Raw genomic sequence first — 22,168 nt, forward strand, 5'->3', positions numbered from 1 at the left:
CGTCCTTCGGCGAAGTTTTTCGCAAAGCCGTCACAGAGCCTTGTTTTACTGGGTCAGACTGCCGGCCGCCCAAATCTTGCGCGATTGAGGGGCGTGAACGATGTTGCGCGAGCGGGATTCGGGGCGCAACTTCCTGACCATACGGACAGGATTGGCTCGAATCGTCCCCCTGCCAGACCAGAATCACCCGCCGGATTCGCGACTCATGCAGGCCCCTGCCCCTGAAATCCGCCGAATCTGTCGGCTGTCCGTTCAGCCCCCGTGCAATCTGCCCGGCAATATGCATCATTGGGAATATCACGCGGCGGCAGCCCCTGCCCCTGCATCGAGGAGGACACTCATGACCCATCTGTTCCGCACCCCCCTGTACGCCGCCCTGCTGGCCGCTTCGCTGCCCGGCATCGCATCTGCTGACGAGTTCGTGCTGACCCCCAGCGGCATGTCCTATGAGGACACCACCTTCGCGCTGGAATCGGCCATCGTCGGCCGGGGCCTGAATATCGACTACACCAGCCATGTCGGCGAGATGCTGGAGCGCACCCGCGCCGATGTCGGCAGCGATGTGGTGCTGTTTACCAATGCCGAGATCTTCATGTTCTGCTCGGCCACCACCTCGCGCGAAGTGATGGAGGCGGACTGGCGCAACATCGCCTACTGTCCTTACGGGATCGACGTGATCGAGCGTCCGGGGGAAGAGGTGATGATCGGCTATATGCGCCGCGACGCCGAGAGCATGGCACCGGTCAACGCGTTGCTGGCCGGGATCGTCGCCGAGATTACCGAATAAGAGCGGCTGGCCGCCCGGATTTACCGGGCGGTCGCCGTTGCCTGCGGCGCTGTGCGCGCTACGGGTTTGCGTTTGGGCACCAGACGCAGGGCAAGCAGGAAGATCACCGCGCCCAGATAGAGGAACGGCTCCATCGGGTAGCCCTTCACCAGCCAGACAAAGTGGATCGCCCCCAGCAGCACCGCCGGATAGGTCAGCTTGTGCAGCCTGCGCCATGCAGCGCCGCCGAGTTTGCGGATCGACGCGTTGTTCGAGGTGATCGCCAGCGGGATCAGCATCAGGAACGCGCCAAAGCCGATGGTGATATAGGGCCGCTTGACGATCTCGCCGCCGATCCGGGCGAGGCTTTGCAGGTCGAGCACCGCCCAGACCAGAAAATGCGCCAGCACAAAGCCGAAGGCCGTGACCCCCAGCGCGCGCCGGAACTTGATCAGGCTGATCCCGGTCCAAACCCTGAGCGGTGTCACCGCCAGCACGGCCACCAGCACCTGCAAGGCGACCAGCCCATAGCGGCGTTCCAGCGCGTTGATCGGCTCGGGCCCCAGCTGGCCGGAAACGCCCAGCCAGAACAGCCAGCCCGCCCATGCGGCACCGATCAGATAGACGGGCCACGCAGGAACCCGCCGGGTGGCCCGGTTAAGGCGTTGCGCGATGTCCATCTCAGTAGTTCTCCTGCAGGTCCATGCCGTCATAGAGCGAGGCAACCTGATCGCCGTAGCCGTTGAACATCAGCGTGTCCTGACGGCTGGAAAAGATCCCGCCACCAATGCGCCGCTCGCTGGCCTGCGACCAGCGGGGGTGATCCACTTCCGGGTTCACGTTGGAATAGAAGCCGTACTCGCGACGGTTCAGACGGTTCCAGGTGGTCGGCGGCTGGGTATCGGTCAGGGTGATGCGGACGATCGACTTGATCGACTTGAAGCCGTATTTCCACGGCACAACCACGCGGATCGGTGCGCCGTTCTGCTTGGGCATCGGTTGGCCATAGATCCCGGTCGCCAGCAGGGTCAGCGGGTGGCGCGCCTCATCCAGACGCAGCCCCTCGACATAGGGGAAGGGAATGACCTGCCGCGCGACGCCCGGCATGTTTTCCGGCTGCACCACGGTCTCAAAGGCGACATAGCGCGCGCTTGATTGCACGCCGACCTTGTCGAGCACATCGGCCAGCTCGACACCGTTCCACGGCACGACCATCGACCACGCCTCGACGCAGCGGAAACGGTAGATGCGCTCCTCAACGGTGAGGCCGCTCATCAGATCGGCCAGCGAGTATTCACCGGGGCGGTCCACCATCCCGTCAACCGTGATCGCCCACGGGTCGGTGACCAGCGCACTGGCATAGGCCGCCGGATCATCCTTGCCGGTGCCGAATTCGTAATAGTTATTGTAGGTCGAGATCTGCTCGAGCGTGTTCGGCTCAAGCGCCTGCGCCCGGGCCGAGCCGCCGGCCATGGCCAGCGCGGCCGTGCCGCCGACACCCGCCATCAGTTGCCGCCGGTTCAGCCACAGCCCCTTGGGCGTGACGTCGGTGGGGGAAAGGTCGTTCTTCCAGCGATAGGCCATAAGCGGATCTCCTTGCGGTGCGCATCTGCGTTCAAGTGACCTTACGAGCCTAGAGACCGGAATGTTTCGTGTCGCGCGCGAAAAACTGCATAAAACATTCGTGAGATCAGCGTTCGTCGGCCACCGCCTGTAACGCGGCCTCAATATCCGCCGCTGTCGTGCGGTGATTGGTGATCGCTGCACGCAGGCAGGTGACTCCGTTGACCGAAGTGGTCGAGAACACCGCCACCCCCGCCAGCTGCAACGCCTGCGCGATGCGGGTGTTGAGCGCGGATTGTTCCGCTTCCGACAAGCCCGCATCCGCCGTGAACACGCACAGGTTCGACACCACCGGCGCCATCAGCGCCATGGGCGCGCGGGCACTCACGCCGTCGCCCATCGCCTTTGCCAGCATACAGCACCGGGTGATCGCCGCCCCCAGCCCGTCGGCCCCATGCGCGCGGATCGCTGACCACGCCTTGAGCGCGCGGTTTCCCCGCGACAGATCCACGCCGTAATCGCAAAACCACGGCTCGCCGCCGCCCAGCCCCGCCGATTGCGCCGCCAGATAAGCCGGGCGCGCGGCAAAGGCGGCGCGGTGCGTGGCCTCGTCGCGGATCAGCACCAGCCCGCAATCATAGGGCACGAACATCCATTTGTGGAAATCGCAGGCCAGCGAGTCCGCCCGTCCGATCCCGTCGCTCAGCGCCCGCCATGGCGCGCCCGCCAGCCGGGTCCACGCCCCGAATGCCCCGTCGATGTGCAGCCACAGCCCCTGCGCCTGCGCCAGATCGGCCAGCGCGTTCAGGTCATCGAAGCGCCCCAGATCCACCGACCCCGCCGTGCCGACCACCGCAAACGGTTGTCGCCCCGCGTCGCGATCCGCCTCGATCCGCTCGGCCAGCGCGTGCAGGTCCATGCCCTGCGGCCCCTCGGGGATCAGGCGCAGCGCGTCGTGGCCCATGCCCAGCAGCTCCATCGCCTTGCGCGCCGCGTTATGCGCCCCGGCCCCGGCATAGGCGGTCAGCGGCACCGCCCCCTGCCCGCGTGCGCGGACCTCGGGCATCACCGCCACGCGGGCCGAAGCCAGCGCGATCACCGTCGCCTGCGACGTGCCGGTCACGAACACCCCGCTTGAACCCTCAGGAAACCCCATCACCTGCCGCGTCCAGTCGATCACCGCGCGCTCGATCTCGACCGCGCCATGCGCTCGCCCGCCAAGGTTCGCGTTCATCGTCGCCGCGACCATCTCGGCCATCACGCCGCTGGCCAGCCCCGTGCCATGCACCCAGCCCCAGAAGCGCGGATGCGTGTTGCCGGTGCCATGCGGCAGCACGCTCTCGGCCAGTTCCTGCGCCAAAGCCCCCTCACCGCGCGCCACACCGTCCAGCGCATAGCTGGCGCGGACGGCCTCGGGCAGCGGCTGCCATGGATGCTCCCGCGCGCTCGCCAGCCGGTCGATGCAGGCATCGAGCAGCGCATGAGCCTGCTGGCGGTACTCATCCCAGTTTTCGGGGTCGAGGTTGGACATTTACAGCACCTTTCCCGGGTTCAGCCGGTTCTGCGGATCAAATGCCGCCTTGAGCGCCCGCATCGCCGCCAGCACCGGCGGCGGCAACGCGGCGTGCAGGGCGGCGCGTTTTTCCAGCCCGATGCCATGCTCGGCCGAGACCGTCGAGCCGGAAAATTCCGCCAGCGTGTCATACACCAGCGCGTCAAACGGCGCGCGCCCGGTCCCTTCGGGCAGTGCGAACATCACATGTAGATTGCCGTCACCGACATGGCCGAACACCAGCGGCAGCGTGGGCGAGCGCGCCGTCAGCCGCTCGACATAGCCCTGCAAATCCGCCAGCCGTAGCCCCACGTCATAGCTGAGCGCCACGCCGTAGGCCGCATCAATCGCCCCGCTCTCCTCGCGGATGCGCCAGATCACCGCCCGGTCGGCCTGCGACTGCGCGATCACAGCGTCGGCCAGCAGCCCGGCTTCCAAGAGCGGCTCAAGACAGGTCTCCAACGCAGAACGGGCAGCAAGATCACTCGCCCCCGTCGCCTCGACAATCACATACAGCCCCTGCCCCGCCATCGGCAGCCGCGTCAGCCCCATCAGCCCGGCAACGGTGTCAAAATAGCCCGGCCACATCGCCTCGATCGCCGCCAGCCCTTCGCCCAGCCCCGCCCGCAGCGCGACCATCACCGCGCCCAAAGCGCCCGGTTCCAGCCCGATCAGCGCACAGGCACTTCCCACCGGACGCGGAAACACGCGCAGCGCCACTTTGCTGACCAGCCCCAGAGTCCCCTCGGACCCGATAAACACCTGTTTCAGATCATAGCCTGCGTTGTTCTTGAGAAGCGGCACCATCAGGTCCAGCACCGTCCCATCAGCCAGCACCACCTCAAGCCCCAGCACCGAGGCGCGCGTCATCCCGTAACGCAGCACCCGCGTGCCCCCGGCATTCGTCGCCACCATCCCGCCAATCGTGCAACTGTCGCGCGAAGCAATATCGACGCCTGCGATCAGGCCCAACGGTTCCAGCGCGGCATCCAAACCGGCCAAGGTCACCCCCGGCTCCACCACCGCCACGCCCTGCGCCGCGTCCAGATCGACAATCCGCGCCATGCGCTCGAACGAGACGATGACCTGTCCCGGCGCGCTCGATGTCCCGTCAACCAACCCGGTCAGCCCGCCCTGCGCCACCACCGACAGGCCCTCGGCAGCGGCCACACGCATCACGCCCGACAGCTCACCCACCGACGCGGGCCGCACCAGCAGCCCCGCCCCCTGCGAGCCCGCGCACCAGCCGGGATCGCGCAGGGCCAGACGCGCGGGCCCCAGCACATGCTCGGCCCCGACCACCCCGGCAAACGCAGCTTCAGCCGACATCCAAGCCCCCGAACGGAAAACGCCGGGCGATCCTGTCACGGACCGCCCGGCGCGAAAAGCCCGATGCGTTACGGTCTATTCGGCCGCCAGGGCCGCCCGCACCCGCATGTCCCGCACACCGGTGCGGATGGCGTTGAACACCAGCCAGATGATCGCGATCACCAACAGCGCCGAGATCGGGCGCGAGACGAAATCGGCCAGCCCGTCGACCCGGCCCATCGCGGCCCGCAGCTTGACCTCCATGATCGAGCCCAGAACCATGCCCAAAATCAGCGGCACAATCGGCAGGTTGAGCCGTTTCAGGATCAGCCCGAACACCCCGAACCCGGCAGCCAGCATGCAGTCGATCACCGAATTGCGCAGGCTGTAGACGCCCACAAAGCTGAGCAGCAGGATCATCATCCCCAGATAGCGCGTCGGGATGCGGATCACCTTGATCAGGAAGTTCGACGACACCAGCATGAACAGGATGACGATCACGTTCAGCACCAGCAGCGCCAGATACAGCGCATAAACGAAATCCAGCTGATCGCGGAACAGCGCCGGGCCGGGGATGACGTTGTGCACGTAGAACACCGACAGCATCATCGCCGTCAGCGCCTCCCCCGGAATGCCCAGCGCCAGAAGCGGGATCATCGCCGCGGCCGGCACGGCGTTGTTGGCGCTCTCCGAGGCCACAAGCCCTTCGGGGCTGCCCTTGCCGAACATCTCGGGCGTTTTTGAGCGTTTGCGCGCGGTGGTGTAGCTGAGAAACTGCGCGGTGAACTCGCCCACGCCGGGGATGATCCCCATCAGCACGCCATAGCCGCTGCCGGTCAGCGCGGTGCGCCAGTAGCGAAACACCTCGCCAATCGCGCGGAACATGGACCCTTCGATGGGTTTGGCCGTCGGTTTATCCTCGGGCTCGACCATCAGCACGAAAGCTTGCGAGAACGCGAACAGCCCCAGCACCACCACGATCAGATCCAGCCCCTGAATCAGCCAGTCCTGCCCGAAGGTGAAGCGCATGGTGTATTGCACGGGCTCCATGCCGACCGATTGCAGCAAGATGCCCAGCCCGGCCATCATCCCGGCGGCAGCGACCTGCCCCTTGTGTGCAGTGATCACCAGAACGACCCCCAGCAGCGCCGCCAGAAAGATCTCGCGTGAGCCGAACAGCGGCGCGACCTTGGCCAGAACCGAGGACAGCAAGACCAGCGCCAGAATAGAGACGATCGCACTGAAGAACGACGCGCCATACGCCAGCCCCAGCGCGCGCAGGGCCTGACCCTGCTGGGTCATCGGGTAACCGTCATAGGTGGTCAGCGCGTTGACAGCGGTGCCGGGCGTGTTGATAAGCACGGCGGGGAGCGAACCGCCATACATGGAGGATCCATAGATACCCAACAGCAGCGCCAGCCCGACCAGCGGGTCCAGCGAGAACGTGGCGGGCAGCAGGATCGCGATGGCGACGGCCGGGCCGATCCCCGGAATGGCGCCAATGATGACCCCGCCGACAGAGCCGACCAGCAAGGCCGCGATGACCTGCCACTGCATCAACAGGTGAACGGCGGAAATGATGTCTGACATGGTTGCCCCCTTACAGCCGGCTCATGGCGAAAGACCGGATGCTGTCGGGCAATCCGCTGTACAACGCCCCCGCCGGGATGCGCACGCCCAGCCCGGCCTTGAACACCAGCACCGTGCCCAGCCCGAACAACGCCGCCAGCCCCAGCGTCCGCCCCGTGCGATAACCCAGCCGCCAGCTGAGCGTCATGGCAAACAGCACCGTTGCGGGCAGGTAGCCAAGCAGCGGTACGATCACCACATAAGCGACGAACCACCCGACATATTCGAGCGAGCGCAGCCAGAGCAGCACCTCCTCGCGCCGTCCGGCCAGCCGGGGCGACACCCATGTCGCGGCCAGATGCAGCAGGCCAAAGCCCAGCATCATCGCAACGCCGATGGTCGGCCAGAACGCCGGTTGTGCCGGAGCGGGCAGCCGCGGCAGCCAGCGCACCTGCCACGGAAGCAGGGCAGCCAGAACGGCTGACAGGGCAACAAACCCCAAGGCAAAGATCAGATCGCCCGGCCGACGCGACCGGCGGAACATTTCCAGAAAGCTGAGGACGCGCTGCATGATGATCCCTCAAGTGGTGCGGGGCCCGGACAACCCGGACCCCGTCATGCGGTTTTCAGGATCGGCGGATCACTCGCCCAGGAAGGCGCTGATACGACCCAGCGTCTCGGTGTCACGGGCCATCTGCTCTTCGGACGCGGCGGCATCCATCCAGTAGATCAGCGCACCCGTGTCCGCGGCCAGCTGCGCGGCCTCGTCCGAGGCCATCACTTCCGCCGCCACCGCTGCGATGCGATCGCGGGCGTCCTGCGGCGTGTCGCTGCGCACGAACAGGCCGTTCCAGGTCGACAGATCCAGCTCGGGCACCACTTCGCCGGCTGTCGGCACGTCGGGCAGGATCGAGATCCGCTGGTTGGTCACGGTGGCCAGAACCGTCAGATCGTCCAGACAGGGGCGGATCAGTTGCAGCGTGGTGTTGATCACATCCGCATCGCCCGAAGCCAGCGTGTTGCAGTCGAGCGCATCAAACGCCGAGGTGCTGGCATAGGAAAAGCCCAGAGCCTGCGCCAAAGCCATCGAGTGCCGCGCGGGCGTCGTCTCGTCGCCGAAATGGCCCAGGGTGACCGCATGGTCCTGCGCATAAGCCGCCAGCTCTTCAAGCGTCTGATAGGGCGCATCGCCCGAGGTAGCGATGACAAAGGGATAGGTCACAAAGATACCGATCGGATCGAAGGGATCGGGCGTCAGCGGCGGGATGCCGATATGCGGACCGACCAGCGGCACGTCGATCACGAACGAGCCGACCGTGTAGCCATCCGCCGGGGCCAGCGCCACATCGACCGCGCCGGGGAACGGACCGCCGCCGCCGCCGGGCTTGTTCACCACGGCAGCCGGGACGCCATAGGTCTCCTGGAAGCGGTCGGCGATCATGCGGGTCAGCACGTCCTCAAGATCGCCCGGCGGCCAGGGCACGATGAATTCGACCGGGCGCTCGGGGTATTCGGCGGCAGCGGCCAGCGGCATCAGGGCGAGCAGCGCGGTTGAGACGGTTAGCAGCGTTTTTGTCATGGTTTGGCTCCTGTTGGGGTCCATAGTGGTGGTTTTTATATCGTATTTCACGTTCTTTTTATTGCAACCTGACCCGAATTCGCGGTGTGCATATCCTTTGGACATCCAGAACGCGTCTTGCTGGCATCCGGGTCAGGCTGAGCCCGGACCTTACGCCCGGGTTTCGGCATCGTAGCGCGCACAGCCATAGGTCAGCGCTTCGATGATCACGTCGATCTCGGCCTCGCCAATCACCAGCGGCGGCGACAGGATGATGACCGAGCCCGCAGGACGCACAATCGCGCCCTTTTCGCGGGCATAGCCGGCGATGCGCTCGACAATGCCGGTGCCGGGATCAATCGGCGTGCGGGTCTTCTTGTCGGACACGAAATCCAGCCCGATCATCAGCCCCTTGCCACGCACCTCGCCGACCACCGAGCACGTATCGGCCAGCGGTTTCAGCCCGGCCATCAGCCGTTCGCCCATGCGGGCGGCATTTCCCGGCAGATCCTCGCCTTCGACGATATCCAGAACCGCCAGCGCCGCGGCGCAGGCCAGCGGATGCCCGGTCGAGGTATAGCCATGCATGATCACGCCCTCGGGCGTGAACCCGTCGTACCAGGCCGAGGCTACACGCTTGTTCAGCGTGGTCGCGCCCAAGGGCACGTAGCCCGAGGTAATCCCCTTGGCCAGACACATGATGTCGGGCTTCACCCCCCAACCGCGCGCGCCGAACATCGACCCGCTGCGGCCAAAACCGGTGACCACTTCATCCGCGATCAACAGGATGCCGTGCTGGTCACAGACCGCCCGCAGCCGCGGCCAGAAATCCGCCGGCGGCACGATGACCCCGCCCGCGCCCTGAATGGGCTCGGCGATGAAGGCGGCGATGGTGCCTGCACCCTCGTGATAGATCGTGCGCTCCAACTGGGTGATCACCGCGTTGGTCAGCTCGGCCGGGTCTTCGGAATAGGGGTTGCGATAGGTCCAGGGCGAGTCGATCTGAAAACAGCCGGGCAGCAGCGGCTCGTACACGGTGCGGTAATAGGGCGTGCCGTTCACCGAAAGCCCGCCGAAATGCACGCCGTGATAGCCCTGTTTGAGCGAGATGAACTTGGTGCGCATCGGCTCACCGACCAGCTTCCAGTATTGCCGCGCCAGCTTGAGCGCGGTTTCCACCGCGTCCGAGCCATTGGCCGAGAACATCACCTTGTCGACCTCCTCGGTCGCGCCCATCTGACACACCCGCGCCGACAGCTCGATTGACGGCGCGGTGGCCGTCCCGGCAAAGGAAGAATAATAGCTGATGCGGTCCATCTGCGTGACGATCGCGGCTTTCACCTCGGCCCGGTTGTGGCCGACGTTGACGTTCCACAAACCGCCCAGACCATCGACCATGCGGTTTCCGTCGATATCCGTCACATAACAGCCATCACTGTCGACGATGATCTGCGGGCGATGCTCACGCGAAATCAGCGGGTGCGTCATCGGGTGGAATTGGTGAAGGGTGTTCTGGTCCTTCAGAAAGTTATTGCGGTCAAGCATCGCGCTGGTCCTGTCTGCGTTTAAGGGGGGCCTGAGCGCGCTCGGGCCAGTCTGACCTGATCCCGCGCCCGGAATCCTGCGAAAAGTCTCGCAGGACTCGGTCCAAAAACCATTGGAACACGCGCCAATTATCCGATAATTTGCGCCATGCAGCCTGCAAATCTGCCTTCTTCGTCGCTCTTTGCCGCCGTGCGCAGCTCGGTTCTGGCGACGATTGCGCGCAAGCTTGATGACTCGCGCCAGAACACAGACCTTCTGCTACGCCGCCACGGCATCAGCCGCAGCCTGCTGGACGATCCGTATGGCGCGGTGCCGATGGGCGCGTATCTTGCGTTCTTCGATGACGCAACGGTGCAAATGCGCGACCCGGCGCTTGGCGCGCGGCTGGGGCTTGAGATTCGCGCGGGCGATGTCGGCCCGGTCGGCATCCTGCTGTCGCTGTCAAGCAGCATTGCCACCGGGTTGCACCGCTTCGCCCGCTATACCAGCGCCTTGCAGCACATGACCGAAGCCTCGTTCGTCGAGACCGCCGATGCGCATGTGTTCTCGTACCGGATCGCCACCGACAAAGCCTGGCCACGCGAGCAAGATGCCGAGTTTTCGATGGTCTCGCTGATGCAGATCCTGCGCAGCGGGTTCGGCAGCCGCACACCGCCGCTGGGCGTGCAGTTCGAGCACCCGGCCCCCGCCGATACCAGCGTGCTGGAGAAATGCTTTCGCTGTCCGCTGCAGTTCGGGCAGGCCGCCAACCGCATCCTGATTGACCCAGAATTCTCGAAACAGGGCGTCCGGGTCGAGGATGAACCGCTGATCACGGCGCTCGAGCGCCACATCGCGGAACTGATCGGCCTGATCCCCGAGGCTGACACCGTGACCCAGCAGATCGAGGCGCTGGTCTCGGCTACCCTCGGCCGCGCGCCGGTCACGCTGGTCGCGCTGGCCGCGCGGATGGGGGAATCGCCGCGCACGTTGCAGCGTAAGCTGTCGCAGGAAGGGACCAGTCTGCGCCAGATCGTCACCGACCGCCGCCGCGCCACCGCCGACCGGCTTCTGGCGCTGGGAACCCGCGTCGGCGATGTCGCCACGGCGCTGGGCTACGCCGATGGCACCGCCTTCTGGCGTGCGCGCAAAGGCTGGGAGGAAAACGCGCCCGGCCCGCAAGAGCCGGACGCGTAGGGTCACATCATGTTGGGGATCAGCAGGACGATGATCGGGAAGGCCACGATCAGCGCCACCCGCAGTACATCCACCGCCAGAAACGGCGTCAGCCCGCGAAAGATCGTGCCCAGCGGCACATCCTTGACCACCGCGCGCAGCACAAAGGCATTCAGCCCGACCGGCGGGGTGATATAGCTGACCTCGGTCACGATCACGACGAAGATGCCGAACCAGATCAGGTCATAGCCCAAGGCCGACACGATCGGGTAAAAGATCGGCACCGTCAGGGTGATCATCGACAATCCCTCAAGCACGCAGCCCAGCAGCAGATAGATCGCGGTGATCGCCAGCAGCGCCAGCAGCGGATCGTTGATCGACATCACCAGTGACTGCACGTCGCGCGTCATCCCCGAGAGGTTGACGTAATTGGCAAACGTCAGCGCGCCGAACAGGATGAAGAACATCATCGCCGTGGTCTTGGCGGTTTCATAGAGCGTGTTCATCGTGTCTTGCAGGGTCAGACGACCCTGCACCAGCGCAAGCAGAAACGCGCCCCCTGCCCCCATCCCGGCACTTTCGGTCGGGGTGAAGACGCCAAGGTAAATCCCGCCCATCACAAAGACGAACAGGCCCAGCGCGCCGGTGATGCCCTTGAGCGCCCGGATACGCTCGATCAGCGGCAGTTTAGGCTCGACCGGCAGATCGGTTTGCAGCCGTGCCACCGAAATCCGCACCGCCAGCGCATAGAGCAGAACGCCCAGAATGCCCGGCAGGATTCCGGCCAGAAACAGCTTGCCGATGTCCTGCTGCGTCATGATCCCGTAGAACACCAGAATGACCGACGGCGGGATCAGAATGCCCAGCGTGCCGCCCGCCGCGATGGACGCGGTCGACAGATGGTCGGGATAGCTGAAACGCCGCATCGACGGCATGGCGATCTTGGCCATGGTCGAGGCCGTCGCCAGCGACGAGCCACAGACCGACGAGAACCCGCCGCAGGCGACCACCGTGGCAATCGCCAGCCCGCCGCGCTTGTGCCTGAGCCAGGCATAGGCAGCCGTGTACAGATCCTGCGCGATGCCCGATTGCACCACGAAATTGCCCATCATCAGGAACAACGGCAGGATCGACAGCGTGTAGCTGCGGCTGTTCTCGGCATAGGTTTGACCCAGCAACGACAGCGCCGGGTTGATGCCGATGATCGACGCAGTGCCGACGGTGCCGACAAGCGCCAGCGCAAAGCTGATCGGCACGCCCAGCAACAGCAAGGCAAAGAGCACCGCGATTCCGATTTCCCACTCAGCCATCGGCGTGCTCCTTGCGACGCGGCAAGAGCTGGGCCAGCGTGATCAGCACGGCCAGCCCGCAAAGCACGGCCATGCCTTCGATCACCGGGGCCAGCGGGACTTTCAGCGACTGGGTTGTGCCGTTGTAGCCGCCGATCTGCACGCCCACGACCCAAAGCCGCCAGGCAATCGCTGCCAGCACCCCGGCCGAGGCCAACAGCACCAAAGGCTCGATCACCGCGCGCAGCCAGCCGGGCATGCGCCCTGTCAGCAGGTCAACCGTGACATGCTCGCGGTCCAGCGTGGTTGCGGGCAGCCCGACAAAAATCACCGCCGCCAGCAACAGTTCCGTCACTTCCGTCGCCCCCCGAACCGGCGCGCTGAACAGATAGCGGCCCAGCACATCGGTCACGGTCAGCACCATCATCACCATCAGCAGCACGCTGCAGACGATCTGGATCGCCAGTTTCAGCAGACGCGCCCCCCGATCGGGGAGCGCGCCAAAGCTGCTGGCCTTGTCGAGCCAGGATTGCATCAGTGTCCGGCCTCAAGTGCCGCCACTTCGTCCTGCAGCATCTGATACGCCGCCGCTCCGTCCACGCCGGTCTCGCTGACCAGCGCCAGATTGGCCGCGACCACCGGGGCAAACCGCGCGCGCAGCTGCGCCACGTCGGCCTCGGTCGCCTGATGGAGCGTCACGCTGTCCTCCATCGCCGCGCGGCCCGCCGCGTCGGCAGCGTTCCACATCTCTCCGGCGCGGCGCGCCAGCGCCTCACCCAGCAGGGGTTCGATCGCGGCCTGATCCTCGGCCGACAGACGGTCCCACGCGCCCTGGTTCATCACCATGAACATCGCGGTGTTATAGAGGCCGCCCGGCGCGGTGAAGGCACTGCTCACCAGATCCTGCAGGTTGAAGAAATTCACCGTCTCGAACGGGAAAAAGATCCCGTCCGCCACGCCCTGACTGAGCAGCTCATAGGCCCGCGACGACGGCCCTTCGATCGGCACCGCCCCCAGCAGCGTCGCCAGATCATGCGCCACGGTCGAGCCGACGCGGATCTTCAGCCCGTCGATGTCATCGACGCTTTCGATGGGCGAGGACGAGAAGATCTCGCCCGGTCCATGGGTGAACACCGACAGCACCTTGACCCCCGCGTATTCGCCGGCTTGCGCCAGCATCGCGTCCTGCACGCGCCAATAGGCCACCGACGACACCACCGCGTCATCGCTCAGGAACGGCAGTTCCGCCAGCGCCGCCGTGCGGAACCGGCCCGGCGTATAGCCCTGCACCGAATAGGTGATGTCCGCGACGCCGTTCAGCGCCAGATCGAACGCCGCCGAGGGCGGCCCCAGCGGCGCGGGCAGGATCTGGATCTGCACGCGGCCCTCGGTGACCCGCGCGACATCCTCGGCGAAGGGCACCATCAGCTGCGCGACCTGCGGATGCGAGGGCGGCAGCCAGCTGTTGAGCGTCAGAACCGTCTGTGCCTCAGCCCCGCCAAACGCCAGCGCGGATGCCAGCCCGGTGACGCCGAGTAATTTCGAGATTGCATTCATTTTCACGTTCCTTCCTGTTGTTGAGTGTTATAGTTAGGCAAAACTGGGCCCGCTCTGGCGCTAGCCGGTCGCGGGCAAGCAGCGCGGCACTGCGCGGCGCGGGCTGTCTGAGGACTTCGAGCGATGACGAACCAACCGCGCCTGGATGAAAATCCCAGCCAATTCAAACGCCACTGGCCGTTCTTCTGGGTCAGCCATGTCAGCGCGGGCTACGTGAACGCACTGGAACGGCGGATCAAACCGCTGGGGCTGGACATCGCCCGCTGGCGCGCGCTGATGTGCCTGTTTGAAGACGAATACCTGTCGATCTCGGAAATCGCGGATTTCTCGGCGCTCAAGCTGAACACCACGACCAAGATCGTGCAGCGGATGATCGGCGAGAAGCTGGTCACCACCCGCGTGCGCCCCAGCGACGGGCGCGTGACCGAGGTGTGCCTGACGCCCGACGGCGACCGTCTGCGCAAAGCTGCGATGGAAGAGGCAAAGCGGATCTTCGAGGCGACCTTCGAGGCTTTTACCGACGACGAGGTCGCGCAGTTGAACACCTTGCTGGAAAAGGCGCAGATCCAGTTGCAAAAGCTCTGATCCCTGCGCGCCCATCTCAGCGTTCTGTCGCCAGATGGTGATAGTCCCGGCTGAACCACACCAGCCCCTGCCGCGCGGTCTCGCGCATCCGCACCGCGACGACCTCGCAGAAAAACACCGTGTGGGTGCCCTGCGCGTGGCTCGCTGTCACCTTGCAATCGAAGGCGACATTGGCATCGGCCAGCACCGGCGAGCCGGTCTCGGCCAGCGTCCAGTCGCCATGGGAAAAGCGGTCCACGCCTTCGACATAGCGCGCGAACAGACCCGACAGCGCCTGATGGTCGGCGGCCAGCACGTTGACGCAGAGCACCGCGTTCTGCACGAACCGGTCATGCGCAAAGGCGTTGCGGTTGATGCAGACCAGCAGCGTCGGCGGGTTGTCGGTGACCGAGCACACTGCCGAGGCGGTGATGCCATGCCGCCCGCCCGGCCCATCGGTGGTGATCAGGTTCACCGCAGCGCCCAGACGGCTCATGCCCTCGCGGAACGCCTGTTGTGTCTCGGTCAGTTCCATCGCGCTGTCCCCTTTCAGATGTCCAGCACCAGCCGCGCACCCTTGGCGCGCGAGCAGCAGGCGCAGATCAGATCGCCGTCTTCGCGTTCGTCGTCGGTCAGAAACTGGTCGCGGTGGTCGATCTCGCCCTCAAGCACGTCGGTGACACAGGTGCCGCAGACGCCCTCTTCGCATTTGACCTCAAGCTTCACACCCGCCGCCATCAGCGCCTTGGCGATGGTGTCCTTGGGACCGACCGTGACCGTGATCCCCGAAGCGCGCGCCTCGACCTCGAACCCCGCGCCGGTCAGATCCACATCCGCCGAGAAATACTCGCGGTGCACCTGCCCGCTGGCGTGCCCAGCCGTCTCGGCCGCGCCCAGAACCCAGTCCATGAAACCCTGCGGCCCGCAGACATAAAGATGCGTGTCCGCCGCCGGGGCGGGCAGATCGCGGGCCAGATCCAGCTTCTGCTCTGCCGCGCCATCGTCGAAGTGGAACACAACCCTGTCGGCAAAAGGCGCGTCGCGCAGCGTATCCAGAAACGCAGTGACGCCCTCAGAGCGCGTGCAGTAATGCAGCACGAAATCCCGGCCCAGCGCGTGCAGCCGCTGGGCCATGGCGATCATCGGCGTGATGCCGATCCCGCCGCCGATCAGCACCGATTGCGCGGCGTCCTCGGCCAGCGGGAAATGATTGCGCGGACCCTCGACGCTCAGCTCGGCCCCGACGACCGCAAGCCTGTGCACAGCCTCCGAGCCGCCCCGGCTGGCCGGGTCTTTGAGCACACCGATCTCGTAAAACCCGGTTTCCGCCGGATCCGAGCACAGCGAATATTGCCGCCACAGGTCAAGCGTGTGCTCGACCAGATGCAGGTCCAGATGCGCGCCCGCGGTGAACGGCACCAAGGTGCCCTGCACCGGCTCCAACCGGATGCGGGCGATTGCGCCGCGGTCATCCAGCCGCTCGGTGACGCGCAGGGTCAGGGGGGTGCCAGTGCTCATCGCGGATAGATCCCGCCGTTCACGTCCCAGCACGCGCCATTGACGAACGCCGCCTTGGGGCTGGCCAGCATCACCACCATCTCGGCCACGAAGTCAGGATCGCCCAACCGGCCCACCGGAATGGCCGCCATGGCCTTGTCGATGCCGTCACCCAGCACCTCACGCACCAGCGGCGTGTCCATCGGCCCCGGCGCGATGGCGTTGCAGGTCACCCCGAACGCCGCCAGATCGCGCGCGAATACCTTGGTCAGTGTCAGGATCGCGCCTTTCGAGGCCGCATAATGCGCACCCGTCGCCGTGCCGCCGTTCTGCCCGGCCAGCGAGGCCATGTTGACGATCCGCCCATAGCCGCGCGTCTTGAAATAGCGGCCAAAGATCTGGCTGCCGGCAAAGGTGCCGCCCGCGTTGGTGGTCAGGATGGCGTTGAAATCGGCCGGGTCGATGTCGAGCACCGGCTTGACCGCCGTGCGCGCGGCGTTGTTGACCAGCACCTCGACCGAGCCCCAGCGATCCACCACCTTGTCCAGCACCGCCTGAAAATCCTCAGGCTTTGTGACGTCCAGCGTCGCGGCAACCGCCGTGTCGCCCGCCAGATCCAGCGCGTTGGCCAGTGCCAGCGCCGGTTCGTGCACGATGTCGGTGATGATGACGCGGTAGCCCGCGCGGTGCAGCGCGCGGGCGGCAACGGCACCAAAGCCGTTCGCCGCGCCGGTGATCACGGCGGTCTGGATTTGCTCTGGCAATGGGGCCCCCATCAGAACAGATAGCTGAGCGAGGTCAGCATCCCGTCAGAATTGAGCAACCGCGCCACCTTCTGCGCGATCTTGAACCCGCCGTCGGGCTGGCGGATCAGCGTGTAGGTGGTGTTGGCGGCGAACAGGCGCTGGCGGCCGAACTTGTCTTCGACCAGCTGCTCGGCGCAGCGGACGGTGACGGCATCGCCCTCGACTTTCTCGATCACGAAGCGCGACATCGCCCGCACCGTCTGCGCCGCAGGCGCGGACGAGATAGAGAACCCTTGCCGGAAGCGCCCGATGCGGTCCCGCCGCATCTTGTCGTTGTCGTAGCACAGGTTCAGGCTGTTGGCGTAATCCTCGCCCTCGCCCATCGGCATGATGTAGAGCCCATCCTTGGTCCACAGCTCCAGCCAGTCCTCATAGGCCTTGGCGTCGAGCATATCGGCCTCGGCCCAGATGAAGGCGGCGACCTGCGACAGCAGCGCAAGATCCTGAGTGTTGGTCACGTCCTTCATTGCGCCATCATCCTTTTCCACATCGCGTAGGCCGCGCGCATGCCGGTTTCGGCGCTGATATGCCCCTTCGGCCCCACTTCGCCGGGCACCTCGTCGATCAGCCCGCGGTTCACCAGAATCGGCAGCGCCTCGCCGCCCTTGGTCCCGCGCTGCACGCGCTCCCAGACCTCGGCGTCATCGGGCGAGCCAAAGCCCATCGGGCCCTGAAAATGCTCATGCAGCCGCAAACGCATCCGGTTGGCGGCGGCAGGACCGCCGTCCATGCCCAGCGCCAGGTGGCGGATATCGGTGCGCTCGACGGTGACCGGGGTCAGCACGCGGAAGAAGGCCAGACTGAAGGACACGTTGGGGAACAGGTTCAGGTTGAACCCGGCCCCGCCAACGGCGCGCACGATCTTCTTGACCTGAGCCTCGGGATACCCGTCGTCACGCAGCTCCTGCGCCAGCTCGGCAAAGCGGTCGGGGATCGGCGCGTCGAGATTGTCATCCAGATCGACCAGCTCGGGGATCATCACCATCACCGAATGGCCGTTGCCCAGATCCTCGATCCAGCCTTTGCCCTTTTCGAGAAAGTCGAACATGTCGTTCGTCTCGCCGTCGAGCGTCTGCATGAAGCTCTTGTGCACGACCGGGAAGTGGTAGCCGTCGGTGGTGTTCTCCAGCTGAACCTTCCAGTTCATCGGCACAGTGAACTGATGCTCGCCCAGCACCTTGATCGGGAACCCGCCGCCCTGCTTCATGAACAGGTCGATGTAGCGGCACACCTGCGGGCCAAGGAAATCGACCAGCGGCTCGGCGTCCTCGTTGAAGGTCGCGAACACCATGCCGTTGTAGCTTTCGGCCCGCAGCTTGAGCAGACCGTGCTGCGCCTTGTCGAAATCATCGCCGTATTGCTCAGGGTACGGCACGGCGCGCAGGCTGCCGTCCAGACCATAGCCCCAGCCGTGATACGGGCACTGGAACGAGCTGGTCTTGCCCTTCTTGACCTCACAGACCGTCGCCGCCCGGTGGCGGCAGCGGTTGACCATGACGTGGATCTTGTCCTTGCGGTCGCGCACCACGATCACCGGCTCAAGCCCGACGGTGGACAGCTTGAACGAGCCCTTGTCGGGGAATTCGCTTTCATGCGCGACCCAGACCCAGGTCCGCTTGAAGACGCGCTCCATCTCTTCGGCGAACAGCTCAGGGTCTTCGTACATCGCGGTCGCGATTTTGGAGTCGGCACTGTAAAGCGCGTCGAGATCGCTGAATTTTGGCGTGTCCAGGGACATGGGTTCAGCTCCTGTGGGCTTGAGGGATTTCCAGCGCGCGGCCCAGACGGGCCTCGACGCTCATGTATTTCCAAAGGCGGTGCCCCTCGTCGCTCACCTCGATGGTGCGCAGCAGGTTGCAGGCAGCCTTGACCGCGTCGCGGTTGGGGAAATCGACCAGCATGTACCAGGTGAAGGGAAACCCGCGCGAGGTGCCGACCATCGTCTGGTCATCATCGAAGGTGCCGATGATCGTGGCCCCCTCGATACCGGCGACGCCTGACATATAGGCCTGGGTTGCCTTCCAGACCTTGCCGATCTGGTCGAAGGGCAGATCGAAAAAGCTCTGGTGGTTGTTCATGCACAGCAAGGTGCGGATCGGGGTCTGGTCAGTCATGAAACGGTCCTTTCGGAAAATCAGGGGCAGCCCGCAGGGGGCGGATCAGGGGAAGCCGGGCACAGTAGGCTGCTCGAACAGCGTGGCCCCGGCAGCGGTCCAGGTGCCCTCGCCCATAAAGGCGTGCTGGGCGACGCAGGCCGCGTCGATCATGCAGCGGCCCAGCGGATGCCCGGTGAACATCGCGTCCGAGCCGCCCAGAACGAAGGCCAGCCGCGCGGCCTCGGCCCCGTCGCGCGCGGCCTTGCTGGCTACCATCCGCAGACGCACATGGGTCTGGCGGTCGACCTCGCCCTTGGAGAGCATCTGCTCCCAGGCCTGATCAATCGTGTCGTAAAACGCCGCCCGCGCGCCCATCAGCAGACCCTCGGCCTTGGCGTATTCGGCCTGCACATAAGGGCGCGCGCCCGGGCTGGGGGCACCGGTGATCGACGCCCGGCGCATCGCGTCGCCGTGCAGCCAGTCCAGCGCCTCGCGCGCAGTGCCCAGCGCGACAACGGACAGCACCTGCGCCGCCAGCGCCATCGCCGGATAGTGGAACACACGGTCCTCCATCATCGGCTTGCCCCCGCGGATAAAGGTCCACTCGGGCGCGACCACGACATCCTCGACCACCGTGTCGTGGCTGCCGGTCGCCGACAGACCGACCGAACGCCAGGTCTCGTCCACCGTCACCTTGCTGCGCGGCATCACCGCGACGCGCGGCAGCGGGCTGTTGTCGCCGCTCACCTTGATCCCGGCACCGACGATATCGGCCCCCATCACGCCCGAGCACCACGGCCAGCGCCCGCGCACCTTGAACCCGCCGTCGACAATCTCGGCCGGTTGCGGCGGGAACATCGCGCCCGCGAACACCGTGTCGGGGTTCTTGGCGAAGATCTGGGCGTAGGTGTCGACCGGCAGCGCGGCCAGATAGGTCGCCGAAACCCCGAAGCTGGCCACCCAGCCGGTCGAGGCGTCGGCGGCAGAGATATCCTCGATCAGACGGCAAAACTGCGACGGGGTCAGCCCGTCGCCGCCAAACCGCTCGGGCACAAAGGCGCGGTAAACACCGATCTTCTTCAGCTCGGCCACCATATCGACCGGCACATGGCGCAGCGCGGTGAACTCGGCCCGCCGGGCGCGGATCTGTGCCAGCACGCGGGCTTTCTCCGCCGCCAGATCGGGTTTCAGCTCGGTTGTCACACTCATCAGACAGCGTCCTTTTCCTTGAAGGCCGGAAGGCTTTCGGCCAGCCATTTCGCAATGGCGCACAGCCGGGCATCGTCATTCTTGCGCCCCACCAGTTGCAGCCCGACCGGCAGCCCGTCGGACGGGCGGCGCGAGGGGATCACGATCGCGGGGTGGCCGCTCAGGTTGAACGGGCGCAAAAAGCGCGTCAGCGGCAGCACGGTCTTGGGGTCTTGCGCCTCGGTCAGCGTCGGCGGCACCATCGGCAGCGCCGGGGTGATCAGCGCCTCAGCCGTCGCGAGCACGGCGTCGACCTCGGCGGTGAACGCGGCGCGCACGGCTTCGGCCTGCGCCAGCTGGTCGGGGGTGATCGCGCGGCTGGCGGTCAGGCGGGCACGGATGTCAGCACCCAACGGCGCGCCCTCATCCAGCAGATGCCCGAAGGCCGCGACGGTTTCCGCGCCGATCACCGTCATGCCCGCCGCAAACGCCGCCTCCAGCGAGGGCAGCGTCACGTAGTCGACCTCGGGCGCGCCTTCCATCAGGGCATAGACCAGCGCCTGACCGACCTCGTCGTCCAGCTCGGCCTTGATGCGCGCCAGACGCGGCGCGGCGGTCAGGGTAACGCGGGCAAAGCTCGGGTCCATCGCCTGCATCGCGGCGATCAGCATGTCCATGTCGCGGGCGAAAGCGCCGACGCAATCCAGCGACGACGTCGCCGGGCTCAGCCCCCTGCGCGAGATCCGCCCATAGGTCGGCTTGATGCCATAGACGCCGCAGCAGATCGCCGGTTGGCGCACCGAACCGCCGGTATCCGTGCCAACGCCGAAATCGCAGATCCCCGCCGCCACCGCCACCGCCGAGCCCGAGGACGAGCCACCCGGTATCCGGTCCGGCCAGTGCGGGTTGACCGGCGTGCCGTAAGCCTCGTTCACCCCGGTCATGCCGTAGGCCAGCTCGTGCATGTTGGTCTTGCCGGTGATCCGGCACCCGGCGTTCAGCAACGCCTGCACCACATCGGCATGACGGTCAGCAGGCACTGCGTCGTCAAAGGCGCGAGAGCCGCAGCGCGTCGCGTAACCGGCAATATCAATGCAATCCTTGACCACCACGCGCAGGCCGTCACCGCCCAGATCCAGCGGGGCGACAAGAGCGTGTTTTGCAACAGTCGGGCGGAGGGACATGGGTGAGTCGGCTTTTCATTGCGTGATTTACTACGTGAAAATTACTGTAAATGGAGAAGCGATCAAGCACCAATTTCGTATGATTTGCTGTTTTTTCATGGGCTTATGAGGTCAAGCACACAGCACTGCGGGCCGGTCGCCTGTGGCGGACCAGCCAGGGAGCGCCCTGTCTTCGGGCGATCATCTTTCTAACGATAACATGAATATTACCGTTATCTTTTGCGCAATTCGCAAGACTGTTTTGCGGCGGTACGATCGGATTTACGTGAATATTACCGCTTGACCCGAGACCCAGTGTCTTTACCGTTCCCGCATCATCCCCCGGCCCCCAACGGCCGATGCTCAGGAGGCCCCATGACCCAAGACACCCAACTCGCCGCCCTCACCCGCCGCATCGAGATCCTCGAAGCCGAGGCCGAGATCCGCCGGATTCAAGCCCGCTACATGTTCCTGTGCGACACGCCGATGCCGGAATTCGGCGTCGCCGATGATGCCGAACGCATCGACCTGATCATGGCGCTTTATACCGAAGATGCCGTCTGGGAAGGCGTGGGCGAATACTACGACAACCAGTTCGGCCGCGCCGTCGGTGCTCCGGCGATCCGCAAGCACTTCGAGGGCTTCTGGGGCGGCAAGCAAGACCCGGCGCTGATCCTGAACTGCCATTACCTGACGTCCGAGCAGATCTACGTGAACGCCGATGGCGTCACGGCGGATGGACAGTGGGTCCACATGCAGCCCTGGCTCTTTTCCGACGGCAAGGCGCTGCTGCGCTCGTCGCGGCTGTTCAACGGGTTCCGCAAAGAGGCCGACGGCCAGTGGCGCATCACCCGGACGCGGACCGAGAACGTCTTTGTTGCCCCGCTGCCCGCGACCTGGGCGTCGGACTATCCGTCCAAGTCGATGCTGATGAAACCCTGAGGTCACGCGAAACATAGCAAAAGGGGCGGCCCGCAGGCCGCCCCTTTTTG

The 22,168-nt window shown here is 65.5% G+C and carries 23 protein-coding genes; 4 read left to right on the top strand and 19 right to left on the bottom strand.

Annotation, left to right across the window (positions count from 1 at the left end):
• Nucleotides 1-340 precede the first annotated feature (340 nt).
• The gene (locus EAE28_RS23970; RefSeq protein ID WP_181954477.1) at nt 341-787 is read left to right on the top strand and encodes a DUF302 domain-containing protein; all 447 of its coding nucleotides are present in this window, start codon (nt 341-343) and stop codon (nt 785-787) included.
• Between the two features lie 20 nt (nt 788-807).
• On the opposite strand, the gene msrQ is transcribed toward EAE28_RS23970, so the two are convergent.
• The 8 genes from msrQ to EAE28_RS04665 form a co-directional block, all read right to left on the bottom strand.
• On the bottom strand, nt 808-1,446 hold the full coding sequence (msrQ, locus tag EAE28_RS04630) for a protein-methionine-sulfoxide reductase heme-binding subunit MsrQ (protein WP_127104672.1): 639 nt from the start codon (nt 1,444-1,446) through the stop codon (nt 808-810).
• 1 nt (nt 1,447) lies between these two features.
• On the bottom strand, nt 1,448-2,350 hold the full coding sequence (gene msrP, locus EAE28_RS04635) for a protein-methionine-sulfoxide reductase catalytic subunit MsrP (RefSeq protein WP_127104673.1): 903 nt from the start codon (nt 2,348-2,350) through the stop codon (nt 1,448-1,450).
• Between the two features lie 106 nt (nt 2,351-2,456).
• Nucleotides 2,457-3,860 carry a pyridoxal phosphate-dependent decarboxylase family protein gene (locus EAE28_RS04640; protein WP_127104674.1) on the bottom strand — a complete coding sequence of 468 codons (1,404 nt, stop codon included), beginning with the start codon at nt 3,858-3,860 and terminating at the stop codon, nt 2,457-2,459.
• Complete coding sequence (locus tag EAE28_RS04645) at nt 3,861-5,210, bottom strand: FAD-binding oxidoreductase (RefSeq protein ID WP_127104675.1); 1,350 nt, start codon at nt 5,208-5,210, stop codon at nt 3,861-3,863.
• A 75-nt stretch (nt 5,211-5,285) separates the two neighbouring features.
• The gene (locus EAE28_RS04650; protein WP_127104676.1) at nt 5,286-6,779 is read right to left on the bottom strand and encodes a tripartite tricarboxylate transporter permease; all 1,494 of its coding nucleotides are present in this window, start codon (nt 6,777-6,779) and stop codon (nt 5,286-5,288) included.
• A 10-nt stretch (nt 6,780-6,789) separates the two neighbouring features.
• Entirely contained in the window at nt 6,790-7,329 is a 540-nt protein-coding gene (locus EAE28_RS04655; protein WP_127104677.1) for a tripartite tricarboxylate transporter TctB family protein, read from the bottom strand.
• A gap of 69 nt (nt 7,330-7,398) precedes the next feature.
• Entirely contained in the window at nt 7,399-8,337 is a 939-nt protein-coding gene (locus EAE28_RS04660) for a tripartite tricarboxylate transporter substrate binding protein (RefSeq protein WP_127104678.1), read from the bottom strand.
• 150 nt (nt 8,338-8,487) lie between these two features.
• Nucleotides 8,488-9,861, bottom strand: coding sequence for an aminotransferase class III-fold pyridoxal phosphate-dependent enzyme (locus EAE28_RS04665; RefSeq protein ID WP_127104679.1), 1,374 nt, complete (start codon nt 9,859-9,861; stop codon nt 8,488-8,490).
• A gap of 147 nt (nt 9,862-10,008) precedes the next feature.
• Between EAE28_RS04665 and EAE28_RS04670 the strand changes: the two genes are divergently transcribed.
• A complete protein-coding gene (locus EAE28_RS04670) occupies nt 10,009-11,037 on the top strand; it encodes an AraC family transcriptional regulator (protein ID WP_127104680.1) in 1,029 nt (342 codons plus the stop codon).
• A 2-nt stretch (nt 11,038-11,039) separates the two neighbouring features.
• Here the strand turns inward: EAE28_RS04670 and EAE28_RS04675 are convergent, their stop codons facing one another.
• Genes EAE28_RS04675 through EAE28_RS04685 form a run of 3 tightly spaced genes read right to left on the bottom strand, consistent with a single transcriptional unit; the run spans nt 11,040 to nt 13,862 of the window.
• Nucleotides 11,040-12,326, bottom strand: a complete 1,287-nt coding sequence (locus EAE28_RS04675; protein ID WP_127104681.1) for a TRAP transporter large permease — start codon at nt 12,324-12,326, stop codon at nt 11,040-11,042.
• The gene (locus EAE28_RS04680) at nt 12,319-12,840 is read right to left on the bottom strand and encodes a TRAP transporter small permease (RefSeq protein ID WP_127104682.1); all 522 of its coding nucleotides are present in this window, start codon (nt 12,838-12,840) and stop codon (nt 12,319-12,321) included. Before EAE28_RS04680 ends, EAE28_RS04675 begins: the two co-directional genes overlap by 8 nt.
• Nucleotides 12,840-13,862, bottom strand: a complete 1,023-nt coding sequence (locus tag EAE28_RS04685) for a TRAP transporter substrate-binding protein (protein ID WP_127105307.1) — start codon at nt 13,860-13,862, stop codon at nt 12,840-12,842. Before EAE28_RS04685 ends, EAE28_RS04680 begins: the two co-directional genes overlap by 1 nt.
• Nucleotides 13,863-13,985: 123 nt before the next feature.
• On the opposite strand from EAE28_RS04685, the gene EAE28_RS04690 reads away from it, so the two are divergent.
• Entirely contained in the window at nt 13,986-14,447 is a 462-nt protein-coding gene (locus EAE28_RS04690; protein ID WP_127104683.1) for a MarR family winged helix-turn-helix transcriptional regulator, read from the top strand.
• 16 nt (nt 14,448-14,463) lie between these two features.
• Here EAE28_RS04690 and EAE28_RS04695 read toward each other — a convergent pair whose 3' ends face one another.
• Genes EAE28_RS04695 through EAE28_RS04730 form a run of 8 tightly spaced genes read right to left on the bottom strand, consistent with a single transcriptional unit; the run spans nt 14,464 to nt 21,197 of the window.
• Nucleotides 14,464-14,961, bottom strand: a complete 498-nt coding sequence (locus tag EAE28_RS04695) for a flavin reductase (RefSeq protein WP_127104684.1) — start codon at nt 14,959-14,961, stop codon at nt 14,464-14,466.
• A gap of 14 nt (nt 14,962-14,975) precedes the next feature.
• Nucleotides 14,976-15,944 (bottom strand): PDR/VanB family oxidoreductase, encoded by a 969-nt coding sequence (locus EAE28_RS04700; RefSeq protein WP_127104685.1) that lies wholly within the window; start codon nt 15,942-15,944, stop codon nt 14,976-14,978.
• On the bottom strand, nt 15,941-16,687 hold the full coding sequence (locus tag EAE28_RS04705) for an SDR family NAD(P)-dependent oxidoreductase (RefSeq protein WP_246022275.1): 747 nt from the start codon (nt 16,685-16,687) through the stop codon (nt 15,941-15,943). The genes EAE28_RS04700 and EAE28_RS04705 overlap by 4 nt, the downstream gene beginning before the upstream one ends.
• An 11-nt stretch (nt 16,688-16,698) precedes the next feature.
• Nucleotides 16,699-17,196, bottom strand: coding sequence for an aromatic-ring-hydroxylating dioxygenase subunit beta (locus EAE28_RS04710; RefSeq protein ID WP_127104687.1), 498 nt, complete (start codon nt 17,194-17,196; stop codon nt 16,699-16,701).
• Nucleotides 17,193-18,467, bottom strand: a complete 1,275-nt coding sequence (locus tag EAE28_RS04715) for an aromatic ring-hydroxylating dioxygenase subunit alpha (protein WP_127104688.1) — start codon at nt 18,465-18,467, stop codon at nt 17,193-17,195. Before EAE28_RS04715 ends, EAE28_RS04710 begins: the two co-directional genes overlap by 4 nt.
• Before the next feature lie 4 nt (nt 18,468-18,471).
• The gene (locus tag EAE28_RS04720) at nt 18,472-18,843 is read right to left on the bottom strand and encodes a hypothetical protein (RefSeq protein WP_127104689.1); all 372 of its coding nucleotides are present in this window, start codon (nt 18,841-18,843) and stop codon (nt 18,472-18,474) included.
• Between the two features lie 45 nt (nt 18,844-18,888).
• Complete coding sequence (locus EAE28_RS04725) at nt 18,889-20,034, bottom strand: acyl-CoA dehydrogenase family protein (protein WP_127104690.1); 1,146 nt, start codon at nt 20,032-20,034, stop codon at nt 18,889-18,891.
• A complete protein-coding gene (locus tag EAE28_RS04730; RefSeq protein WP_127104691.1) occupies nt 20,034-21,197 on the bottom strand; it encodes an amidase in 1,164 nt (387 codons plus the stop codon). Before EAE28_RS04730 ends, EAE28_RS04725 begins: the two co-directional genes overlap by 1 nt.
• Before the next feature lie 354 nt (nt 21,198-21,551).
• On the opposite strand from EAE28_RS04730, the gene EAE28_RS04735 reads away from it, so the two are divergent.
• Complete coding sequence (locus EAE28_RS04735) at nt 21,552-22,118, top strand: nuclear transport factor 2 family protein (RefSeq protein ID WP_127104692.1); 567 nt, start codon at nt 21,552-21,554, stop codon at nt 22,116-22,118.
• The last annotated feature ends 50 nt before the right edge of the window (nt 22,119-22,168 follow it).

It is taken from the genome of Pararhodobacter zhoushanensis (assembly GCF_003990445.1).
Lineage (GTDB): Bacteria > Pseudomonadota > Alphaproteobacteria > Rhodobacterales > Rhodobacteraceae > Pararhodobacter > Pararhodobacter zhoushanensis.